Annotated in this window: 19 protein-coding genes; 7 read left to right on the top strand and 12 right to left on the bottom strand. The window is 41.6% G+C overall.

Features of this window, described 5'->3' with window-relative positions; translation table 11 throughout:
* Positions 1 to 21: 21 nt before the first annotated feature.
* Positions 22 to 858: an OXA-286 family carbapenem-hydrolyzing class D beta-lactamase gene (gene blaOXA / locus FPL17_RS15100; protein WP_167515373.1), complete on the bottom strand. Its 837-nt coding sequence runs from the start codon at positions 856 to 858 to the stop codon at positions 22 to 24.
* A gap of 731 nt (positions 859 to 1,589) precedes the next feature.
* On the opposite strand from blaOXA, the gene omp33-36 reads away from it, so the two are divergent.
* Positions 1,590 to 2,489 carry a porin Omp33-36 gene (omp33-36, locus tag FPL17_RS15095; RefSeq protein WP_159885930.1) on the top strand — a complete coding sequence of 300 codons (900 nt, stop codon included), beginning with the start codon at positions 1,590 to 1,592 and terminating at the stop codon, positions 2,487 to 2,489.
* Between the two features lie 119 nt (positions 2,490 to 2,608).
* Here omp33-36 and FPL17_RS15090 read toward each other — a convergent pair whose 3' ends face one another.
* The gene (locus FPL17_RS15090; protein WP_004657203.1) at positions 2,609 to 3,259 is read right to left on the bottom strand and encodes a response regulator; all 651 of its coding nucleotides are present in this window, start codon (positions 3,257 to 3,259) and stop codon (positions 2,609 to 2,611) included.
* Positions 3,260 to 3,608: 349 nt separating this feature from the next.
* On the opposite strand from FPL17_RS15090, the gene msuE reads away from it, so the two are divergent.
* Both msuE and sfnG read left to right on the top strand, forming a co-directional pair.
* Entirely contained in the window at positions 3,609 to 4,349 is a 741-nt protein-coding gene (msuE, locus tag FPL17_RS15085) for an FMN reductase (RefSeq protein WP_005185815.1), read from the top strand.
* 27 nt (positions 4,350 to 4,376) lie between these two features.
* On the top strand, positions 4,377 to 5,483 hold the full coding sequence (gene sfnG, locus FPL17_RS15080) for a dimethylsulfone monooxygenase SfnG (RefSeq protein WP_005185817.1): 1,107 nt from the start codon (positions 4,377 to 4,379) through the stop codon (positions 5,481 to 5,483).
* Between the two features lie 76 nt (positions 5,484 to 5,559).
* Here sfnG and FPL17_RS15075 read toward each other — a convergent pair whose 3' ends face one another.
* A complete protein-coding gene (locus FPL17_RS15075; RefSeq protein WP_159885928.1) occupies positions 5,560 to 5,973 on the bottom strand; it encodes an Lrp/AsnC family transcriptional regulator in 414 nt (137 codons plus the stop codon).
* Positions 5,974 to 6,077: 104 nt separating this feature from the next.
* Between FPL17_RS15075 and FPL17_RS15070 the strand changes: the two genes are divergently transcribed.
* Positions 6,078 to 6,620, top strand: coding sequence for a cysteine hydrolase family protein (locus tag FPL17_RS15070; RefSeq protein WP_159885926.1), 543 nt, complete (start codon positions 6,078 to 6,080; stop codon positions 6,618 to 6,620).
* Positions 6,621 to 6,679: 59 nt separating this feature from the next.
* Here FPL17_RS15070 and acs read toward each other — a convergent pair whose 3' ends face one another.
* Entirely contained in the window at positions 6,680 to 8,623 is a 1,944-nt protein-coding gene (acs, locus tag FPL17_RS15065; protein ID WP_159885924.1) for an acetate--CoA ligase, read from the bottom strand.
* A gap of 337 nt (positions 8,624 to 8,960) precedes the next feature.
* Between acs and FPL17_RS15060 the strand changes: the two genes are divergently transcribed.
* Positions 8,961 to 9,524, top strand: a complete 564-nt coding sequence (locus tag FPL17_RS15060; RefSeq protein ID WP_159885922.1) for a DUF805 domain-containing protein — start codon at positions 8,961 to 8,963, stop codon at positions 9,522 to 9,524.
* A 131-nt stretch (positions 9,525 to 9,655) separates the two neighbouring features.
* Positions 9,656 to 10,627 (top strand): mechanosensitive ion channel family protein, encoded by a 972-nt coding sequence (locus FPL17_RS15055; RefSeq protein WP_005185842.1) that lies wholly within the window; start codon positions 9,656 to 9,658, stop codon positions 10,625 to 10,627.
* Here the strand turns inward: FPL17_RS15055 and FPL17_RS15050 are convergent.
* The 5 genes from FPL17_RS15050 to prfB form a co-directional block, all read right to left on the bottom strand.
* Complete coding sequence (locus FPL17_RS15050; protein WP_159885920.1) at positions 10,616 to 11,326, bottom strand: 16S rRNA (uracil(1498)-N(3))-methyltransferase; 711 nt, start codon at positions 11,324 to 11,326, stop codon at positions 10,616 to 10,618. The two genes, FPL17_RS15055 and FPL17_RS15050, sit on opposite strands and share 12 nt — an antisense overlap.
* Positions 11,323 to 12,642, bottom strand: a complete 1,320-nt coding sequence (locus FPL17_RS15045) for a 3-deoxy-D-manno-octulosonic acid transferase (protein WP_159885918.1) — start codon at positions 12,640 to 12,642, stop codon at positions 11,323 to 11,325. Before FPL17_RS15045 ends, FPL17_RS15050 begins: the two co-directional genes overlap by 4 nt.
* Before the next feature lie 110 nt (positions 12,643 to 12,752).
* Positions 12,753 to 13,817: an alkene reductase gene (locus tag FPL17_RS15040; protein WP_159885916.1), complete on the bottom strand. Its 1,065-nt coding sequence runs from the start codon at positions 13,815 to 13,817 to the stop codon at positions 12,753 to 12,755.
* Between the two features lie 27 nt (positions 13,818 to 13,844).
* Positions 13,845 to 14,147, bottom strand: a complete 303-nt coding sequence (locus FPL17_RS15035) for an ArsR/SmtB family transcription factor (protein ID WP_010590065.1) — start codon at positions 14,145 to 14,147, stop codon at positions 13,845 to 13,847.
* 161 nt (positions 14,148 to 14,308) lie between these two features.
* Positions 14,309 to 15,404 (bottom strand): peptide chain release factor 2 gene (gene prfB / locus FPL17_RS15030; RefSeq protein ID WP_151715423.1). Its coding sequence is split into 2 segments (ribosomal slippage): positions 14,309 to 15,331 and positions 15,333 to 15,404, totalling 1,095 coding nucleotides; the frame shifts between segments, so codons are not numbered across the junction.
* A gap of 409 nt (positions 15,405 to 15,813) precedes the next feature.
* On the opposite strand from prfB, the gene FPL17_RS15025 reads away from it, so the two are divergent.
* Complete coding sequence (locus FPL17_RS15025; protein WP_159885914.1) at positions 15,814 to 16,581, top strand: putative porin; 768 nt, start codon at positions 15,814 to 15,816, stop codon at positions 16,579 to 16,581.
* A gap of 55 nt (positions 16,582 to 16,636) precedes the next feature.
* Here FPL17_RS15025 and recJ read toward each other — a convergent pair whose 3' ends face one another.
* The 3 genes from recJ to glmM are packed head-to-tail and all read right to left on the bottom strand — an operon-like array spanning position 16,637 to position 20,338.
* The gene (gene recJ, locus FPL17_RS15020) at positions 16,637 to 18,337 is read right to left on the bottom strand and encodes a single-stranded-DNA-specific exonuclease RecJ (RefSeq protein WP_159885912.1); all 1,701 of its coding nucleotides are present in this window, start codon (positions 18,335 to 18,337) and stop codon (positions 16,637 to 16,639) included.
* Positions 18,338 to 18,988 carry a pyridoxamine 5'-phosphate oxidase gene (gene pdxH / locus FPL17_RS15015; RefSeq protein ID WP_159885894.1) on the bottom strand — a complete coding sequence of 217 codons (651 nt, stop codon included), beginning with the start codon at positions 18,986 to 18,988 and terminating at the stop codon, positions 18,338 to 18,340.
* Positions 18,989 to 19,000: 12 nt separating this feature from the next.
* On the bottom strand, positions 19,001 to 20,338 hold the full coding sequence (gene glmM, locus FPL17_RS15010) for a phosphoglucosamine mutase (RefSeq protein WP_159885892.1): 1,338 nt from the start codon (positions 20,336 to 20,338) through the stop codon (positions 19,001 to 19,003).
* Positions 20,339 to 20,364 lie beyond the last annotated feature (26 nt).

Raw genomic sequence — 20,364 nt, 5'->3', positions numbered from 1 at the left:
TTTTGAGACTTTAGAAAGAATCTAATTCGCCAATAAATCTAGCTGCTGCAAAGCTTGATAAACAATCGCCTTCCGTGCCTCAGTATGCTCAGGTCGACTCATTTCCATATTTAATGAAAATGCGGTGATCTTGCCATTTGCTTGCTCTATCCAACCTGTCCACCATCCCACTTGTGGGCTAACGTCCATCCCCCAACCACTTTTAGCGTAGATCTTAGTGCCTTGAACCTCATCTACCAATAACATGCCTTTTACTTGTTGCTGAGTTGACTGATCAAATGGCAGCTTTTGCTTCGCCAATGCGTAGGCAAAACGTACTTCCTCCACAGGCGTAATTTTTAATGGACCAACCAACCAAAAGTTATCGACTTGTGTCCCAATATTCTTATTTCCATAGCCCACTCGCTTAACTTCACGAGTCATCAGCTCCAGACCAATACGTCGTGCCAGCTCTTGATACACAGGCACAGCCGATGCCTGCATTGCCTCAGCTAATGTGAGATCTTTTTCCCAACTACTGAATGCGCGTTTCTGTCCATCCCATTTAAAGACTTCTTTTGGCGTAGTTTTATGATGCTGTATACCAATTAACGCATTCAGCATTTTAAAGGTCGAGGCTGGGATATAGCGCTGATCTGCACGATGTACATCATTGCCAAATTTTTGAATTTTCTTTCCATCATAAATGACCAAAACACCACTAGTTTGAGCATTTTGGAATAAACTCGCAATCTGCTGTTGTTCACGTTCCTGTGTCATTATTTGCTGCTTTTGTTGACTAAAGCTCTGGCAAGCCATCAAGGGTAAGCCCAGCATCATTGAAATAGATAAAGTGAGCATTTTTAGTTTTTTCGACATAAGCATAAAAGGTGGAAAAGTAGAATAAACAGCCACTATAAGTCTTTTATTACATGTCTTCTGTAGTGTTATTTCATCTAAAACTGAGAAAAACGATAAAAAAAAGCTCGACCTTGGGGAAAGCCGAGCTAGTAAAACAGTGATGTAAAAACATCAAAATACTTCAAAGAAAATGTTACGAGACACTTAAATGCAAATTAGATATCTCTTGCTTTGTATTATGTGAATTAATTCTCATAAAGTAAAGTTGATTAAATAGATCGGGTTTATTGTTACAATCGATTTTGCTAATTGATCATTAAAGATGCGATTTTTACATGATTTTTAGTTTATATTAACTGAGAATGAATATCATAATTTTGCAAAGTCTATCGCAAAAAAATTACGGAATATTATTTTAACTCACACTTTTGAACTCAGATTTATTACAGAAATAAGAACTCAATAAACGAAAAAAACGATCAACACAATCGAACAAACCAATTAAAATATTTATTGATGTGAACGCTATAAGCCCCCTTATCTCGTTAAAAAATAAACATATCTATTTGTTAGATATATACTTTATAAAAGGTTGACAATATTTTTTTCAATCGCTCACTTTTCACACACAGTCTGTTCAGCATTTGTTCGTTTATCGGAAGCCCAAATTTATTACATTGACTTCATACTTTGTTACAATACAATGGCTCCAACTTTACTCTTTAATTGTTTTAAAGCTGGAAATCATTATGAAAAAACTCGGTTTAGCCACTGCTTTAGTTTTAGCCATGACCGGTGCTCACGCATACCAAGTAGAAGTTCAAGGTCAATCTGAATTCATCAATGCAACTGATGCAAATGACAAAGACTTTACTGGTGCTGCTCAAGGTACTTACTACTTCAAAAATGTAGATTCTTCTAAAGGTCCTTTAGCTGAAGCTGCATTCTTAAACCAAGCATCTAATGTTTCTGTAGCTTACAGCTTTGCAGAATTAAGCGGTGACGAAGTTCCAACAAAGAAGACAAACGCTTTTGGTGCAAAAGGTGAAGCTTACCTTCCAACACCTTACTTACCAGTATATACAAGCGCTTCTTATAGCCATACTCAAACTAAAACTGATGGCAAAAAAGATAATGGCGACCGTTTCGCATTAGAAGTCGGTACTATGCTTACTCCTAACTTCTTAGTAGCTGTTGGTTATACTAACATTGCTGATCAAGTTGCTTTAGACGCAAACAGCGTACTTTCAAATGGGATTTTTAAATCAGCTGCTCAAGCTAAAATTATTGGTCAAGACCAAGATGCGATCACTGCACGTACTAAATACGTAGGTAACATCGATGGTACAAACATGGCTGTAGGCTTCGAAGCTGGTCTTGTTTACGGTGACTTCCAAGCATACGAATTGAAAACTGACGTATATGTAACTCCTAAGTTAAGCGTTGGTGCTTCTTATGCTGAAGCAAATTACAGCTCAAACCCAGCAAATGTAGACAAGTTCTATGCTATCAACTCTGCTTGGGGTGCGAACGTAAACTACTTCATCACTCCAGCGATTGCTGTAGGCGCAACTTATGTTAACGCAGATGCGAAACATGCAAGCACTGATACGCAAACTATCGGCTTAAACGCGAAGTTCCGTTTCTAATATTGGATTTGGGTTCTACATAGAACACTAAATTCAAAACAAAAAACCAGTTCTTATGAACTGGTTTTTTGTTTTCTGATCTTCAATAAAATTAAAAATCGAATTTGTCATTTAATCTCTTACATCTTCTTATCTTCAATATTTAAAGCACTAATTGCCAATACCGCTTGGGTACGATTTTGTACGCCCAACTTACGGAAAATTGCGGTGACATGTGCTTTGATTGTGGCTTCGGAAACTTCTAATTCATAAGCAATTTGTTTATTCAATAAACCTTCTGCCACCATCATCAATACACGGAACTGCTGTGGAGTGAGTGATTGTAAACGTTCAGCTAAAGCGGTTTCATCTGCCGCACGAGGATCAAAGCCCGCATGTGTTGGTAAGTTTGGTGGTAACCAAATCTCACCTTCTAAAACATGTTTAATGGCTTCCCCAATATGACTTGGATGTGAAGATTTCGGAATATAGCCCATTGCACCATGCGCAATCGCACGCTGAATAATCGACACCTCTTCATGTGCTGAAACCACAATAATCGGAATCGCAGGATATTGGGCCCTGACATAGACTAAGGCAGAGAAACCAGAAGCACCAGGTAGATTTAGGTCCAAAAGGACCAAATCAGGCTCTGCACCATGTTCTAAACGTGCATAAAATTCATCTACATCTGCAGTCTCTTGGATCTGCGCCTGAGGCAAACTATAACGAACCGCTTGAATCAAAGCATGTCTAAATAAAGGATGGTCGTCTACAATTAAAATATTCATAAGCGCTTAAGCTATCTGCAAGTACGTCACTGTACGATGTTTATTTAAATTCAATCCGCTTAAGCCTATTTTCAATTCAAGGCTAGGTCAAGCACAAGACATGATTTATTTCCTTTTCCCGCAAAATAAATCAAATATTGATATAACTTGATTAAAATCATCTTTGCATAAAACAGATTCAAAAATATTGAATAGAAACAGAAAATTAACGACCTAAAATTTGATATTTATTGTGATTTATCGACATATCTTTAAAAAAGATAAGCTTGCAGCATTTCCTTATTTTACAGCTTGGCATGCGGTGTAGATAAATAAATAGCAATTCGAAATGATCTTTTAGGCCGTTATTATGTCCAATCACAATACCCTCTCAACTCCCCTTAATATCGTTGCAGTATCTGGTGGTTTAAATAGCCCATCAAAAACAGAAAGCTTAGTTCAGGCGATTCTGGATGAGTTGTCTGAAGCAATTAATATTAAAGTACATTTTGTCAAACTCAGTGAAATTGGACCTTTATTGGGTGGTGCAATTTATCGTAATCAACTGCCTCAACGCGTACAAGATGATTTGGCTGCAGTTGAAGCCGCAGATGCATTGATTGTGGGTACACCTGTTTATCGTGCTTCGTTTACAGGTTTATTTAAACATTTCTTCGACTTTGTTGAGCAAACAGCTTTGGTTGATGTACCTGTGTTACTTGCCGCTTCAGGTGGCAGTGACCGTCATGCACTGGTGTTAGAACATCAATTACGCCCTTTATTCAGTTTCTTCCAAGCACAAACCTTACCGATTGGGGTCTATGCCACTGATCGTGACTTTACGCCTGAATACACGGTAAAAAGCGAACAATTGTCTGATCGCGTCACCCTTGCTGTGGCACGTGCCTTACCAATTTTAGAATGGGCACCAGCCAAAGGCCAACGTGCAGCGGCTATCAAAGCCAAAACTGAACAAGCGAATCAAAACCTCGGCATCAACAAACAAATCGAACAAGCCGAAGTCTTACCATCTGCAGCAGTACCAAATCTGGATGCAGCTGAATCTCGCTTACACCCGAAGTCAACCAAGAATCTAACCCACGTCGCATAAACCATATTTGTTATGGAGGATACAACGATGACAACAACAGCATCCGCAATTAAATTTGCCTACTGGGTTCCCAATGTGAGTGGCGGTCTCGTTGTAAGCAACATTGAACAACGTACTGACTGGAGCTATGACTATAATGTACGCTTAGCACAAGCAGCGGAACGAAGCGGCTTTGAATATGCCCTCACCCAAATCCGTTTTACCGCTGGCTATGGCGCAGAAAACCAACATGAATCCGTAAGTTTTAGTCATGCTTTATTAGCAAAGACTGAAAAACTCAAAGTAATTGCAGCGATCCTGCCCGGCCCTTGGAAGCCTGTACTCGCGGCTAAACAGCTGGCCACTATTGACTACCTCACCCAAGGGCGTATTGCGATTAATGTCGTCAGCGGCTGGTTCCGTGGCGAATTTGATGCGATTGGCGAACCTTGGCCTGAGCATGATCAACGTTATGTTCGTTCGGAAGAATTTATTCGTACCCTCAAAGGCATCTGGACAACAGACAATTACAGCTTTGATGGCAAGTATTACCAATTCCAAAATTACACGCTTAAACCGAAACCTTTGCAAAAACCTTATATCGAAGTATTTCAAGGCGGCAGTTCCCGTGCCGCACGTGATATGGCCGCGCGTGTATCAGACTGGTATTTTACCAACGGCAATAGCGTTGAAGAAATCAAGAAGCAAGTTGATGATGTCCGTAGCAAAGCAAAGTTAGCCAACAGACAAGTCAAGATTGGGGTCAATGCTTTTATTATCGCACGTGATACTGAGGAAGAAGCCAAAGCAGTATTGAATGAAATCATTGCTCAAGCCAATGTCGAAGCGGTGAATGCCTTCGGTGATGCGACTCGTGAAGCAGGTGCAGCAGCCCCTGAGCGTGAGGGCAATTGGGCAAAATCGACCTTTGATGATTTAGTGCAATATAACGATGGCTTTAAAACCAATCTGATTGGCACACCACAGCAAATTGCGGAACGCATTGTGGCCCTAAAAAATGTGGGCGTTGATCTGGTTCTTTCTGGGTTTCTGCATTTCATTGAGGAAGTTGAATATTTTGGAGAAAAAGTTCTCCCCCTCGTCCGTCAACTTGAACAACAACAGGAGCAGCATCTCGCAGCAAAATCAGCGTAGTTTTCAACATTAAATAAGAAGAAAAACAAAAGAAATGGCAAATACTCCCCAAGGCTCGGCTTGGGGTTTTTTTATTTTAACGAGTCTCAATTTCTCGCATGACAGTTTCAACCGAATAACGGCACCATTTCGACAGCTGCTCAATAAATTCATTTAATTGTGGCGGATTAAAATGGCTGACAATCATATAGCAGGCGTTGCCGAGAATTTTAAAACACTCATCCACTTGCTCATATTGTTTGACCAAACGCTCAACCTCAATAAAAGCTTGCTGATCATTCATAAACAATTGGATGAATTGTTGATGTTCATATTTTATCGCGACAGTGTAATTTTTGATAATGCCTGCATCCATTAACTGTGCAATACGAGCGCCAACTGCCTGCCCAGTACGATGCACTCGCTGTCCAATTTCTTTATGGCTTAAACGCGAGTCTTGCTTCAGCAATTCAATAATTTTTAAGTCGATGGGATCAAGTTCAATATTCATTTTTCATTACGAAAGAAAACCAGCAACAATGCTTTCATTTGAATATAGCTGATTTCTCAGTTTCACCCTACTCTTGTTTTATCTTAATGTTGGACGTAAAAACAATGAAACAAGCCTTACTGATTATTGATGTTCAAAACGACTATTTTAAAAATGGCAAAATGGAATTGGTCAATCCAGACCTTGCTCTGGCGAAAACCAACCAATTAGAAGATCATTTTATTCAAAATAATTTACCGATTATTTATATTCAGCATATTAATCCTGCCTCAGCTAGTTTTTTTCAGGAAAATACCGTGGGTGTTGAATTACATCCTCAACTTAAAGTCACAGATCAATCAGTGATTGTCGAAAAGCATTTTCCCAATAGCTTTCTGGAAACCAATCTTCAAGCCATCCTTGAACAGCATCAAGTTGAACAGTTAGTAATTACTGGCATGATGACCCATGTCTGTGTTGACTCAGGGACACGTGCGGCCAAAGAGCTTGGCTACCAACCCATCGTCATCGCAGACGCCACTGCAACCCGTGATCTGGAACATGCGGGTAAAAGCGTCAAAGCGGCAGATGTACAAACGGCGTTCTTATCTGCACTGGGTTTCTTTGCCACGGTACAAAACACCGCAGATTTTTTAGGAAACCATTAAATAATGCAGATAAAAAAAAGAGCGTTCAATCGAACGCTCTTTTCACATTTGAATCGGGTTTATCGGTTTGGATAAACCGTCGCAATCAAATGATCAACCACAGCGGGTTCAGCAAGGGTCGAGGTATCACCTAAACTATCCAATTCATTGGCAGCAATCTTTCTCAAGATACGACGCATGATTTTACCTGAACGGGTTTTTGGCAAAGCTGGCGCCCAATGCAGTGCATCAGGGGTTGCTACAGGCCCAAGTACTTTACGTACCCAATTCACCAACTCTTTACGGAGTTCCTCAGATTCAGCCACATCGGCTTGTAAAGTGACAAAAGTACAAATCCCCTGTCCTTTAATATCATGCGGCATACCCACCACCGCAGCCTCTGCAACTGCTACATGCGAGACCAAGGCACTTTCAATCTCGGCTGTACCTAAACGATGCCCCGATACGTTAAGTACATCATCGACACGTCCCGTAATCCAGTAGTAGCCATCAGCATCACGACGTGCGCCATCACCTGTGAAATAGTAGTTTTTAAAGGTCGAGAAATAAGCCTCGATAAAACGTTGTGGATCACCCCAAATGGTTCGCATTTGACCAGGCCAAGAATCCTTAATCACTAGATTGCCTTCAGTTGCTCCTTCTAGCTCATTACCCTCTCCATCCACCAGTGCAGGTTGAACTCCAAAGAATGGACGTGTCGCAGATCCTGGTTTTAAGGCAGTTGCACCCGGCAAAGGTGAAATTAAAATGCCACCTGTTTCTGTTTGCCACCATGTATCGACGATTGGACAACGGCCTTCACCAACCACTTCATGATACCAATTCCACGCTTCTGGATTGATCGGCTCACCCACCGAACCGAGTAAACGTAAGCTACTGCGGTTACTTTCACGTACATAGGCATCACCTTCACGCATCATGGCGCGAATCGCAGTCGGTGCCGTATATAGAATGGTGACGTTATGCTTATCAATCACATGACCAATACGTGCCCAAGTTGGATATTGTGGAATCCCCTCAAACATCACCGTGGTGGTGGCATTACTCAGCGGACCGTAAAGCAAATAACTATGTCCTGTAATCCAGCCGACATCGGCAGTACACCAATACACATCATCTTCACGTAGATCGAAGACTTCTCTAAATGTGGTATTTACATAGACCAGATAACCGCCTGTGGTATGCAATACACCTTTCGGTTTCCCTGTTGAACCGGAGGTGTACAGAATAAATAGAGGATCTTCTGCTTTCATTGGTTCTGGTGGACAGTGTTCGTCTACCTCCATGATGGCTAGGTGATACCAAACATCACGTTCCGCATTAAACTGAATTGGATTGCCCGTGCGATGTACCACGATGACGTTTTCAACACTGCTGGTACCATCAATTTCTAATGCGGCATCCACATTTTCTTTTAGTGGTAGTAACTTGCCACCGCGCATACCAGCATCCGCAGTAATCACCAGTTTTGCTTGGCAGTCTTCAATTCGGCTTGCCAATGAATCTGGCGAGAAACCACCAAACACCACACAATGCACTGCACCAATACGCGCACAAGCGAGCATGGCAATTGCCGCCTCAGGCACCATTGGCATATACAGCACAACCCGATCACCTTTGCGAATACCTTGTTTCTTTAACACATTGGCAAAACGACAGACTTCATCATGCAATTCAGAAAATGAGATGATTTTATGACGCGAAGGGTGATCACCTTCCCAAATAATGGCAGGTTTTAATGGATTATCTTTAAGATGACGATCTAAGCAATTGACTGAGACATTCAACTCACCATCAGCAAACCATTCGATTTTAAAATTATCTTGATTAAAACTGGTATTTTTGACCTGTGTAAATGGTTTGATCCATTCAATCTTGCTGGCTTCCTCTGCCCAAAATGCTTCTGGTTGCTCAATCGAATGCTGGTAACGTTTGAAATAGTCTGCTTCAGAGATTCTTGCCGTTTCTTTGAATTTATCAGGCACTGGGTAGATTTCTTTCATAGCTCACTTCCTTGGTTTTTTATCTCATACCTTAGATGTTCTCATCTATTACACGGGTATGTTTTGTTCTCACTTGCAGTATTGACACCATTTACAAGTGCAAACAATGCGGCTTTGGTCGTAGAAATGTCTGGGCTTTTAATCTTTCGACCTTGACTAAGTTATAGGCTAAAATAGCAAAGCCGACGCTTTTACGATCAATTTATTTTCAAAAATTTACTCAAAATAATTTAAATTTGAACTGCTTGTCTATGCTTTTTGTTTTTAAAATAAGTGATTATTTTGATCATTGCCAAGACCACAAAAGATTTAATAAGCAGAAAAATAGGAACGCTCTATGTTTGATCCCGCAACAACTGCTCAAGTGCAGCCCATGAGTGACTATCCGCTCTCCCCCAATGGTCGCTTCAACCGCCTCAGCTATATCGCTTGGTATGGTTTACTCAGCTTCATATGTATGGCTGCTTTTTTCGGTATTTTTGCCTTCGCTGGCCTTTTTAGTCTCAGTCATATCGATGAAACCTTCTTCTCTACATTTTCAGGTATTACCATCTTTGCTTTAATCGCACTGTGGTTAGTCGCATTTTATTTCCAAATCGTATTTCTTATCCGTCGCCTGCATGACTTGAATAAAACAGGTTGGCTATGTTTACTGCTCTTGGTTCCTGTGCTGCAATTTTTATTTACTTTATATGCCTTATTGGCGCCTGGAACTCCGCATCGCAATGATTATGGTGATGTTCGCCCATCGAGTGCGTGGGAAAAAATTCTCGCTTGGATCATGATTCTGTTTAGTCTATTCATGATGTTTGGTGTCTTTATTTTTGCGTATTATTTTGCCAGCCCAGATGTATGGGATGCACCAACCCAGATTATTCAAAATACGACTGAATATTTTTAAGCGACTGCATTCAGCGAATTGATTTGATCATCATGGGAAACAAAGACTGAATTTTGCATGCGTGTTGGCAATAAATTCATTATGATTGCTTCCCTTATTTACTCCTTCCTTTGCGAAATAGAGATCTTGCTGTGGCAAACGAACAAACAACATTGACTGAAGTGGCGAAAGATACAGGTGCGCTGATTCATCAAGCCAGCACCAAGACCACTGAAACGGTTTTGGCCCATACTGAAAAGTACCACGATGCCTATACCACGATTGATAAAATCATGGACAGCTTTTGGGAGCGTATTCCCTATATCGGTATCGCAATTACAGTTTTCATTATCTTTTGGTTACTCACCAAGTTGTTTAAACTTTTTATTCGCAAGACTCTAGAAAATCGCAGCTATACCCGCCAAAACCTAGTATTGGTACTAAATCGGGTCGGTAGTACTTTTATTATCTTCTTTGGCTTCTTGATCGCGCTGGTGATTGCCATCCCGGGCTTCACACCAAGTCAGTTGATTGGTGCACTCGGTATTGGTTCGGTTGCGATCGGTTTTGCTTTCAAAGATATTTTTCAAAACTTATTGTCAGGGATTCTGATTCTGATCAGCGAACCGTTTCGTATCGGTGATGATATTGTCGTCAATGGCTTGGAAGGAAACGTCGAGGATATTCAAATCCGAGCAACCTTCTTACGCTCTCCAGATGGCCGCCGTATCGTAATTCCTAATGCCACGGTGTATACCAGTGCTGTTACGGTTAACAATGCCTATCAACGTCGTCGTTGTGAGTTTGTGGTCGGTATTGGCTATGAAGATGACATGCAAAAAGCCAAGAAGATTATTCTTGATATTTTGGACCGTAATTTGAATGTACTGAGCCAACCAGGTTTCTCGGTCAATGTTACCGCACTGGCAGATTTCTCGATTAATTTAACGGTACGATGGTGGGTCAATACCACTGAAACCAGCACATCAGCCTCTATCAGTGAAATTCAAGAATTGGTCGTCACTGCTTTTGATGAGAAAGGCATTTCAATTCCTTACCCAGTACAGGAAGTCAAAGTCTATCGTGGTGATCAATCTGAACAAAGCGATGCTTTAGACAAATAATCGCCCTAAAATATTCGATACTGCTGTTTCAGTTCGCAAAATTCGGTTGCCTAGGCTCATCGCTTGGCAGCCGTTTTTTATGAGTAGATCGACCTCATAGGGAATAAATCCGCCCTCTGGGCCAATGATCAAACTACAAGGCTGTTGAATTGCATACGGCATTTGCTGTTCTGCATAGGGATGCGCAACATAAGCTGGCTGTTCTGCGCTGATCAACGTCGGTAGAACATCTTCAACAAAAGGTTTAAAGCGTTTATAGAGTTGGATTTCGGGTGCAATGGTATCGCCCGCCTGTTCTAAACCCAAAGTTATATAATCATTGAGTTGCTGTAAAAACGGCGTTTGCCAATAGCTTTTATCCACTCGATAACTATGAATCAGGCTAATCCGTTCCACACCTAAGGTCACCGCATCCATAATGATGCGACGCAATACTTTTGGACGTGGCAAGGCAAGAATCAGATGCACGGGAAGCTTTGCAGGAACCGCTTCAGTTTGAACTGGCCGAACTGTAATGCATTTTTCGCTGATAGCGATCACCTCAGTTAAGTATCGCTGACCTGCACGAATCCCAACCTTTAAGGTATCACCAACATTGAGCTGTAAGTGCTGAGCTAAATGCTGCAATTGTCTGGGCTGGCTGATCTGCCATACATCCGCTGAAACACACTGATCTGGCTCGAGTAAAACAATATTCATGATAATGCTGTTTGCTGTAAATAGTGATCAAGACACTGAATATGCTGTTGTAGTGAGCCTTTATTTGCTTGTAGAACCCGCTGAGCCTGCATAACCAGTTGCTGAGTCTGTGCATCATCCTCTAAACAGGCTAATAATTGCTGCCCCACCTGTGCTGCGTCCTCTCCGATCAGAATCCCTTGCTGAGCCACAAACTCATCCACAATGGTTTGAAAATTGAAATAACGCGGACCAATCACTGTCGGTACATTCAGCACCATCGGCTCTAAAATATTGTGCCCGCCACCCGGTTCATTCAATGAACCACCGACAAAACAGACTTGACTTAAGGCATACCAGAGCCACATTTCACCCATACTATCGGCAAGGAAGACTTGAGTATCCGCTTGAATCGATTGTTGCAGACTACGGCGTTGGGTTTTTAAATTTAAACTTTGGCAAACTTGGTACACCTCATCAAAACGTTCTGGATGACGCGGCACTACAATACACAGCAAAGCTGGATTTGAATTTAAATGTGACTGCAATTGTTTGAGTAAACTTTGTTCTTCGGGCGCATGCGTACTGGCTAAAGTAATAATCTGACGATCCGCCAATTGCCAATCTTGTTTCAACTGCTGTGCTTGTTGCAGATACTGTTCTGGTGCTGAGATATCAAATTTAATATTTCCAACCACCTGACTTTTAGCCTGTTCTAAACCTAATTCAACATAACGCTGTTGCGTTGCCACATCTTGTGCCAGCATCCAAGTGAGCTGTTGCAACATCGGTTGGGTCAAACGACGAACCCTGCCATAACCTTTGGCTGATTTCTCTGACAGACGCGCATTCAATAAAATACAGGGAATCTGTTGCTGTTTTGCTTGGGCAATAAGATTTGGCCAGATCTCTGTTTCAACCAATGCCAATAGTCGCGGTTGATACAGATTAAAAAATTGTTTTAATAATGCTTTTTGATCGACAGGCAAATAGACCGCCTGAAATAAATCGAGATAAGGGGCTTTTAAAAACAGGGATTTGGCACGCGCTTGCCCTGTCTTGGTAGTATTGGTCACTAAAACCGGATGACCTAATTTTAAATAATGTTCTATTAAAGGTTGAGCCGCGTTGGTTTCACCGACTGATACCGCATGGAACCAAATTGCCCCCAAATTTTTAGGGGGTTGGAATGACCCAAAACGCTCAATACATTCCTGTTGAAACAGCGCATCACTTTCAGCCCGTTGTTTGATTTTCCAGCGGTACAACGGCTTGATACAAGCCAGTAAAAAGTTATACCAAAACGGTGTTTGCTGTGCTGCTGTATTCTGCGCCATCCGAGACCATAATTTACAATGTGATTCCTGCTCATTATGCGGAATTTAAAACAAAAACTCATGCAATTTTGGTAAATCACATGAGTCATTTTTTAAAGTTTTAAAGCAAATTAAGCTTCTAACTGTTCAAAGGCAGGATAATCGGTATAACCCTCAGCACCATCACCGTATAAGGTTTGTGGTTGAAGTGGGTTTAAAGGTAAATCATGTTGTAAACGTTCAAATAAATCAGGGTTCGCGATATATTGTTTACCAAATGAGACCGCATCCGCTTGGCCTGTCGCCAAAATGCGTTTCGCAGAATCCGCGGTTAAACCTTCATTGGCAATCCACACGCCTTTAAATTTCGGGCGTAATTTTGGTAACACACTATCCTCAGCTTCATATTCACGCGTGAAAATAAAACCAATATTGCGTTGATCTAATTGCTCAACCACATAACCAAACGTTGCCAATGGATTTTCATCACCCATATCATGCGAATCACCACGTGGAGCAAGATGTACACCCACTCGACCAGCACCCCATACTTCGATGAAGGTATCTACGACTTGGAGTAATAAACGCGCACGGTTTTCAATTACACCGCCATATTCATCATCACGATGATTAGTGCTGCTTTGCAGGAATTGATCAATCAGATAACCATTGGCAGCATGCAATTCGACACCATCAAAACCAGCGGCTTTGGCCTGTTCAGCTGCATTTTTATATTGTGCAACAACTTCCTGGATTTCTTCATGCGATAAGGCACGCGGTGTCACAAAAGGACGCTTTGGACGGAGTAAACTCACTTCGCCTGCAGGTTGAATTGCACTTGGCGCCACAGGTGTATCACCATCCAATAAGTCTGGATGTGAAATACGACCGACATGCCACAGCTGAACCACAATTTTTGAACCTTGTGCGTGCACGGCTTCAACAATTTTATGCCATGCCTGCGCTTGTTCTTGCGACCATAGGCCTGGTGTATTGGCATATCCCGCTGCTTTAGGGCTAATCACCGTTGCTTCGGTAATAATAAGGCCAGCATTGGCGCGTTGTTGGTAATATTCCACCATCAAATCATTTGGAATACGCTGTGCACCACTACGCGCTCTCGTTAAAGGAGCTAAAACCAAGCGGTTTTTAATCGTGAAATCACCTACTTGCAAAGTAGAATTTAGTTCAGCCATGATCGCCTCAACTTACACTTCTTCGATTTAAAGTGCTTGTTTTAAATGTTCGATATATTGCTGAATCAAAGCTTCATTGCGCGTGAAATAAGACCACTGCCCATATTTCTCAACCTTAATCAAACCCGCCTGTTGTAGTACAGACAAATGATTCGACATAGTCGATTGTGCAACTTTTCCTAAACGTTCGATGTGCCCTGCACATACACCACGTTCAAAACTACCACCACATTGCTCAACGGGTAGAAATTGCTCAGGCTCTTTTAGCCATTGCAAAATCTGTCGACGTAATGGATTGGCTAAGGCTTTGCTTATAACATCAATATCCATAGACTCACCACGTTTCTCAAGCGGCAACGCTTTGTTCAGCACCTAAATCCAGTATATCGAAATTTTAAAATATTAATATCCATTTTTTCGATATTAATATCATATTTTTTCGATTAACTAGCAGATGCTGAACGAGATTGCCGTTTTAATTGGATTAAAACTTATAAACCTTGTTTCAAACTTGCTTCGATGAACTTATCCAAGTCACCATCTAACACTGCTTTGGTATTGGAATTTTCCACACCAGTACGCAAGTCTTTAATACGTGAATCATCGAGGACATACGAGCGAATTTGACTTCCCCAACCAATATCTGACTTCGAGTCTTCCAAAGCTTGAGCAGCTTCATTACGTTTGCTCATCTCTAATTCATACAGTTTGGCACGTAATTGCTTCCACGCATGGTCACGGTTGGCATGTTGTGAACGTTGGTTCTGACACGCCACTACAATACCTGTCGGTGCGTGAGTTAAACGAACTGCAGAATCGGTTTTGTTAATATGCTGACCACCCGCACCCGAAGCACGGTAAGTATCGGTACGAACATCAGATGGATTGATATCAATTTCGATATTGTCATCAATCTCAGGTGAAATAAACACGGCTGAGAATGAAGTATGACGGTTGTTGTTACTGTCAAATGGTGACTTACGGACTAAACGGTGTACGCCACTTTCAGTACGTAACCAACCATAGGCAAATTCACCATCTACACGGATGGTTGCTGATTTAATTCCAGCCACATCACCATCTGACACTTCCATCAATTCAGCTTTAAAGCCATGACGTTCGATCCAGCGTAGATACATACGCAATAACATCGACGCCCAATCTTGTGCTTCTGTACCACCCGAACCTGATTGAATTTCAAGGAAGCATGGGTTTGGATCCATCGGATTACTGAACATACGGCGGAATTCAAGATTACCTAATGCCTGTTCAGCACTGTCTAATTCTGCCTGAACATCCAACAATAAACTTTCATCATCCGCTTCAACCGCAAGGTCAAGCATGGCTTTGGCATCATCTAACTGTTCAGCAAGACGATCAAATACACCTAATGTGTTTTCTAAACTGCCCTTTTCTTTTGCGATGGCCTGAGCACGGCTTTGATCATTCCAAATCGCAGGGTCTTCTAATTCTCTTAAAACTTCTTCTAAACGCTCAGCTTTTAGATCGTAGTCAAAGATACCCCCGTAGTGTTTGGCTACGATCAGATAAATCTTTCAATTGGACTAAATACGGATTAATTTCCACGCGTGTTTTCTCACAACTTTTTCACTTAATCCGCTATTTTAACATAACTGTTTTGGTCGACACAGCCATGTCATTTTGAATACCTTTATTTATTAAAATTGATTTTTTTAATTACTTAATCTTATGCCTGAAATGTTTAGTCAGATGTATTAGATTCAAGTTTTTGTATAAAAACTAGACCATTTACACTAAAACACACAATCTCTCCTAAGTTTTAATAAATCAAAACAATGATTTTTTATTAAATAATATCAATTAGATAAAATGTCAAAATTACAAGTCAATTACATTCGTACACTCTAATTACGTTCTTACGATTGACGCACCTATTATTTCAACTAGACTGGAAGTTGTAACAAAACATGTAATCAACATTCATTTGGTTCATTATCTCAAAAGGGGCATAACCATGAAAAAATTAGCAATCGCATCAGCACTATTATCTGCAATTGCAGTAACAGGCACTGCTCATGCTTATCAAGCTGAAGTCGGTGGTGCATACACTTATACTGATTGGGATGATTTTGATGGAACTCATAGTTTTGGTGTAGATGGTAAATATTATTTCAACCCAGTACAAACACGTAATGCACCTCTTGCTGAAGCAGCATTTTTAAATCGTGCAAGTAATGTTAACGCAAAAGTGAATTACGCTAATAATAATGGTGTAAAAGATTCACAATACGGCGTCGGTGTAGAATACTTCGTACCAAACAGTGATTTCTATTTAAGTGGTAATATTGGCCGTAATGAATTTGAAGTCGATAACACACCTGTAGATCAAAAAGTAACAACATATGGTGCGGAAATTGGTTATTTACCAGCACCAGGTTTATTACTTGCATTAGGTGTTAAAGGTTACGACGAGAAAAATGGTAAAGACGGTGCAGATCCAACCGTTCGTGCTAAATACGTCACTCAGGTTGGTGGCAATGACATTAACCTAGAAGCATATGGTGCCTTTGGTGATCTTGATGAATACCGCGTAAAAGGCGATTACTACCTTGATAAAACATTAAGTGTTGGTGCAGATTACTACAACAATGACTTAACTAACCGTGATGAATGGGGTATTTCTGCGAAGAAATTCCTTAATCAACAAGTGAGCTTAGAAGGTCGTGTAGGCTTCGGTGATGACTATAATACCTATGGTATCCGTGGTGCATACCGCTTCTAAGACTTGAACAGAAGTTTGTAATATTGAAAACGCTCTGAATGATTCAGGGCGTTTTTTATTGTTTTAAATAAGCAATTTGCAATTGTAGACTGGTGTTACCATTAAAGACATTTCGTTCCAAGGTGTAGACTAAATCGACATAACCCAACATTGGATTAAATTCAAAACGGTCCATTGCATTAAATGCAATCGCATCTACAGAATGTGACCCGACTGCCAATTTGAGTTTTAAATGTTGCTCTTTGAGCCAACGATAATCGATCACTTTGAATCGCCCCTCAAATTGAGGCAGGGGAAACTTCTGCCCCCAGGGCCCAAGCTGCTCAATCCAATCCAAAGTCCCTAAATGTAAATCTGCATCGCCCAGCTCTCCATCAGTCCATAAGGTCGCCGTAAACAAGTCATCGTCCATTTCGGCAATAGATTGGGTGAAAGCGACTTTGAATGCATCAAAATTTTCTTTTTTAAGGGTTAGGCCAGCTGCAGCGGCATGCCCACCGAAATGACTGACCAAATGAGGATATTGTTCTGCAACTTGCTCAATGGTATCGCGAATATGAATACCATCAATCGACCGTGCGGAACCTTTGATATGAATGCCATCCTCATCAGGAGCAAACACTAAACTTGGACGATGGAATTGCTCTTTTAAACGTCCAGCCACAATGCCAATCACACCTTGGTGCCATTGCTCATCAAACATTACCAGTGCAGCAGGTAAGTGCTCTGTTTCTACCTGAATATGTTGCAAAGCACTTAACGCTTGCTGCTTCATTTCAGTTTCAACTTGACGGCGTTCAATATTCAGCTGATTCAACTGCTGTGCAATCGGATAAGCAGTTGCCATATCAGCCGCAAGTAAACACTCAATTCCGATCCGCATGCTTTCCATACGGCCTGCCGCATTGATTCGCGGGCCGACCACAAAGCCTAAATCTTGTGCCCGCAAACTGGCTGCATCGCGTCCTGCAATATCCAGTAAGGCTAAAATACCCGCACGACATTGATGTTGCTGAATCCGCTTTAATCCAGCATCAATCAAGATACGGTTGTTATAATCCAAACTGGCAACATCGGCATAGGTCCCCAAAGCCACAAGATCAAGGTATTGGGTCACTTTACTGCTGCTTTTGCCTTGCTGGCTGCGTGAACTGGCCAATTTCGCCAAGACATAAAAAGCCACCCCAACCCCAGCCAAAGCCTTACTTGGAAACGCGCAACCGAGTTGGTTCGGATTAACTACAGCCTCAGCACAAGGTGTCGGCTTGGTGGTTAAATGGTGATCGGTAATGATCACCTGCATACCTAAAGCTTGAGCAGTGTCTACACCCGCATGGCTCGATATACCATTATCCACCGTAATCAAAAGATCTGGCTGATAGCTTTGTTTTGCCAATTCAGCAATTGCAGGCGTGAGTCCATAACCATACTTAAAACGATCAGGAACCAGATATTCAACTCTGGCACCCATATCTTGCAAGACAAGAACCATTAAAGCGGTACTGGTCGCGCCATCGGCATCATAGTCACCCACAATCACGATCTGCTTTTGCTGATCAATGGCTTGATCAATCAATGCAACTGCCTGCTCCAACCCCTTAAGCTCAGGAGATAGCAAGTGTTTAAGCTTCAGTTCCAGCTCTTGCTCAGACTGCACGCCTCGTCTTGCTAAAATTTCAGCAATAAAAGTAGGCACGCCCTGAAACTGTTCAGGGCGTGTAAGCAATGGTCTTTTTTGAATTTGAATCTGCGTCATTTATGGCATCAAACGTTGTATAATCCAAAGACCGTTTTGTTTTTCATAACTTAAACGATCATGTAAGCGATTTGGTCGCCCCTGCCAGAACTCATAATAATCTGCTTCTAAGCGATAACCGCCCCAAAATTCAGGCTTATCCAGTTCATCTTGAGCCTGAATTTGCAGCGCTTGAAAGCGTTGTTGCAATAGTTCACGGCTTTCAATCACCCCACTTTGTGGGGTACTGATATGCGCAGCAATCTGACTGTCACGTGGACGTTTATGGTAGTAATCCGTCGATTCTTGTTCAGAAATCTTCACGACTTTGCCACCAATGCGGATCTGACGTTCCAGACTAGGCCAGTAAAATAACAATTCAGCATAAGGGTTCTCTGCTAAGTCCAACCCTTTTTGACTGTCGTAATTGGTATAGAAATCATAGCCCGCTTCTGTCGCACCACGTAATAATACGGTACGTACGTGCGGACGTCCTTGAGCATTTGCTGTCGCTAATGACATTGCATAGGGTTCATGTAAATTGGCAGCTAATGCATGATTAAACCAATTCAGGAATTGTGTATGCGGCTGTATGCTGATCTGGGCTTCATGTAATTCGCCCTGCTCATAGCTCAAACGCAATTCACTCAGATCTTTAATGACATCACTCATGATTGCATTTCCTTAAGCAGCTTGGGCGTGAGCTCGTACCGCTTCTGCCAAATGATTCGCTAAAGCCTCGACTTCTTGCTGTTGATCACCTTCCACCATGACGCGAATCACAGGCTCGGTACCTGATTTACGAATCAACAAACGTCCACGACCTTTCAATTGTTGTTCAGCTTTTTCAAATTCAGCCACCAAAGCAGGAATTGAATACGGATCAATCATATCTTGTAAACGTACATTCACCAGCACTTGAGGGAATAACACAAAGCCTTCAATCAACTCATGCAATGCTTTGCCTTGTTCCACCATCACGGTGAGCACTTGTAATGCTGCAATAATTGCATCACCTGTGGTGCTCTTATCTAAAGTCAGAATATGACCTGAAGGCTCACCCCCTGTCATCCAAGCATTTTCTTCAAGTGCTTGTAATACATAGCGGTCACCAACACTCGCACGTACGAAATCAACATTCGCTTTTTGTAATGCCAGCTCGAGTGCCATATTACTCATCACAGTTCCCACGACACCTGCTGGCTTATTTTTTGCCTGTGTTGCAAGGATATAAAGGATATGGTCACCATCAATCAACTGACCATTTTTATCCACCATTACCACACGGTCTGCATCGCCATCAAAAGCAATACCAAGATCGGCTTTCTGCTCAATCACTGCTTTTTGTAATAGCTCAGGATGAGTCGAGCCGCAGTTTTCATTAATATTTAAACCATCTGGCTCATTAAACAATGGAATGACTTTGGCACCTAATTCACGGAATACCGACGGCCCTACGCTATAGGCTGCACCATTGGCACAATCCACCACGATTTTTAAATTACGCAAGTCAAAATGGTACGGAAAAGTCGATTTACAAAATTCGATATAACGGCCATTGGCATCTTTCACACGGACACTCTTGCCCAGATTTGCTGTGTCCTCAATCACTAGATCTTTCTCTAGCTCTTGATTGATTTGGTCTTGGATTGCATCTGGAAGTTTTTTGCCTTCGCTCGAGAAAAACTTAATCCCATTATCAAAATAAGGATTATGAGAAGCCGAAATAACGATTCCCGCATGCGCATGTAGTGCACGGGTTAAATGTGCAATGGCAGGGGTCGGTAATGGCCCCAATAAGTGGACATAAACACCTGCAGCATTCAAACCTGCTTGCAATGCTGCTTCTAGGATATAACCCGATAAGCGTGTGTCTTTCCCCAGTACCACAATCGGTTTATTTTTAGGACTATTTCTCTTTAATACTTTTCCTGCTGCGAAACCCAATTTTAATGCAAACTCTGGGGTAATTGGCATTTGTCCAAATTTGCCGCGAATTCCATCAGTACCAAAATAGCTCATCTTTTACTCACTTTCTTATCTTTATA

The sequence above is a fragment of the Acinetobacter dispersus genome, assembly GCF_009884975.1.
Classification (GTDB): Bacteria; Pseudomonadota; Gammaproteobacteria; order Pseudomonadales; family Moraxellaceae; genus Acinetobacter; species Acinetobacter dispersus.
This window is presented reverse-complemented; position numbering and strand designations above follow the sequence as displayed.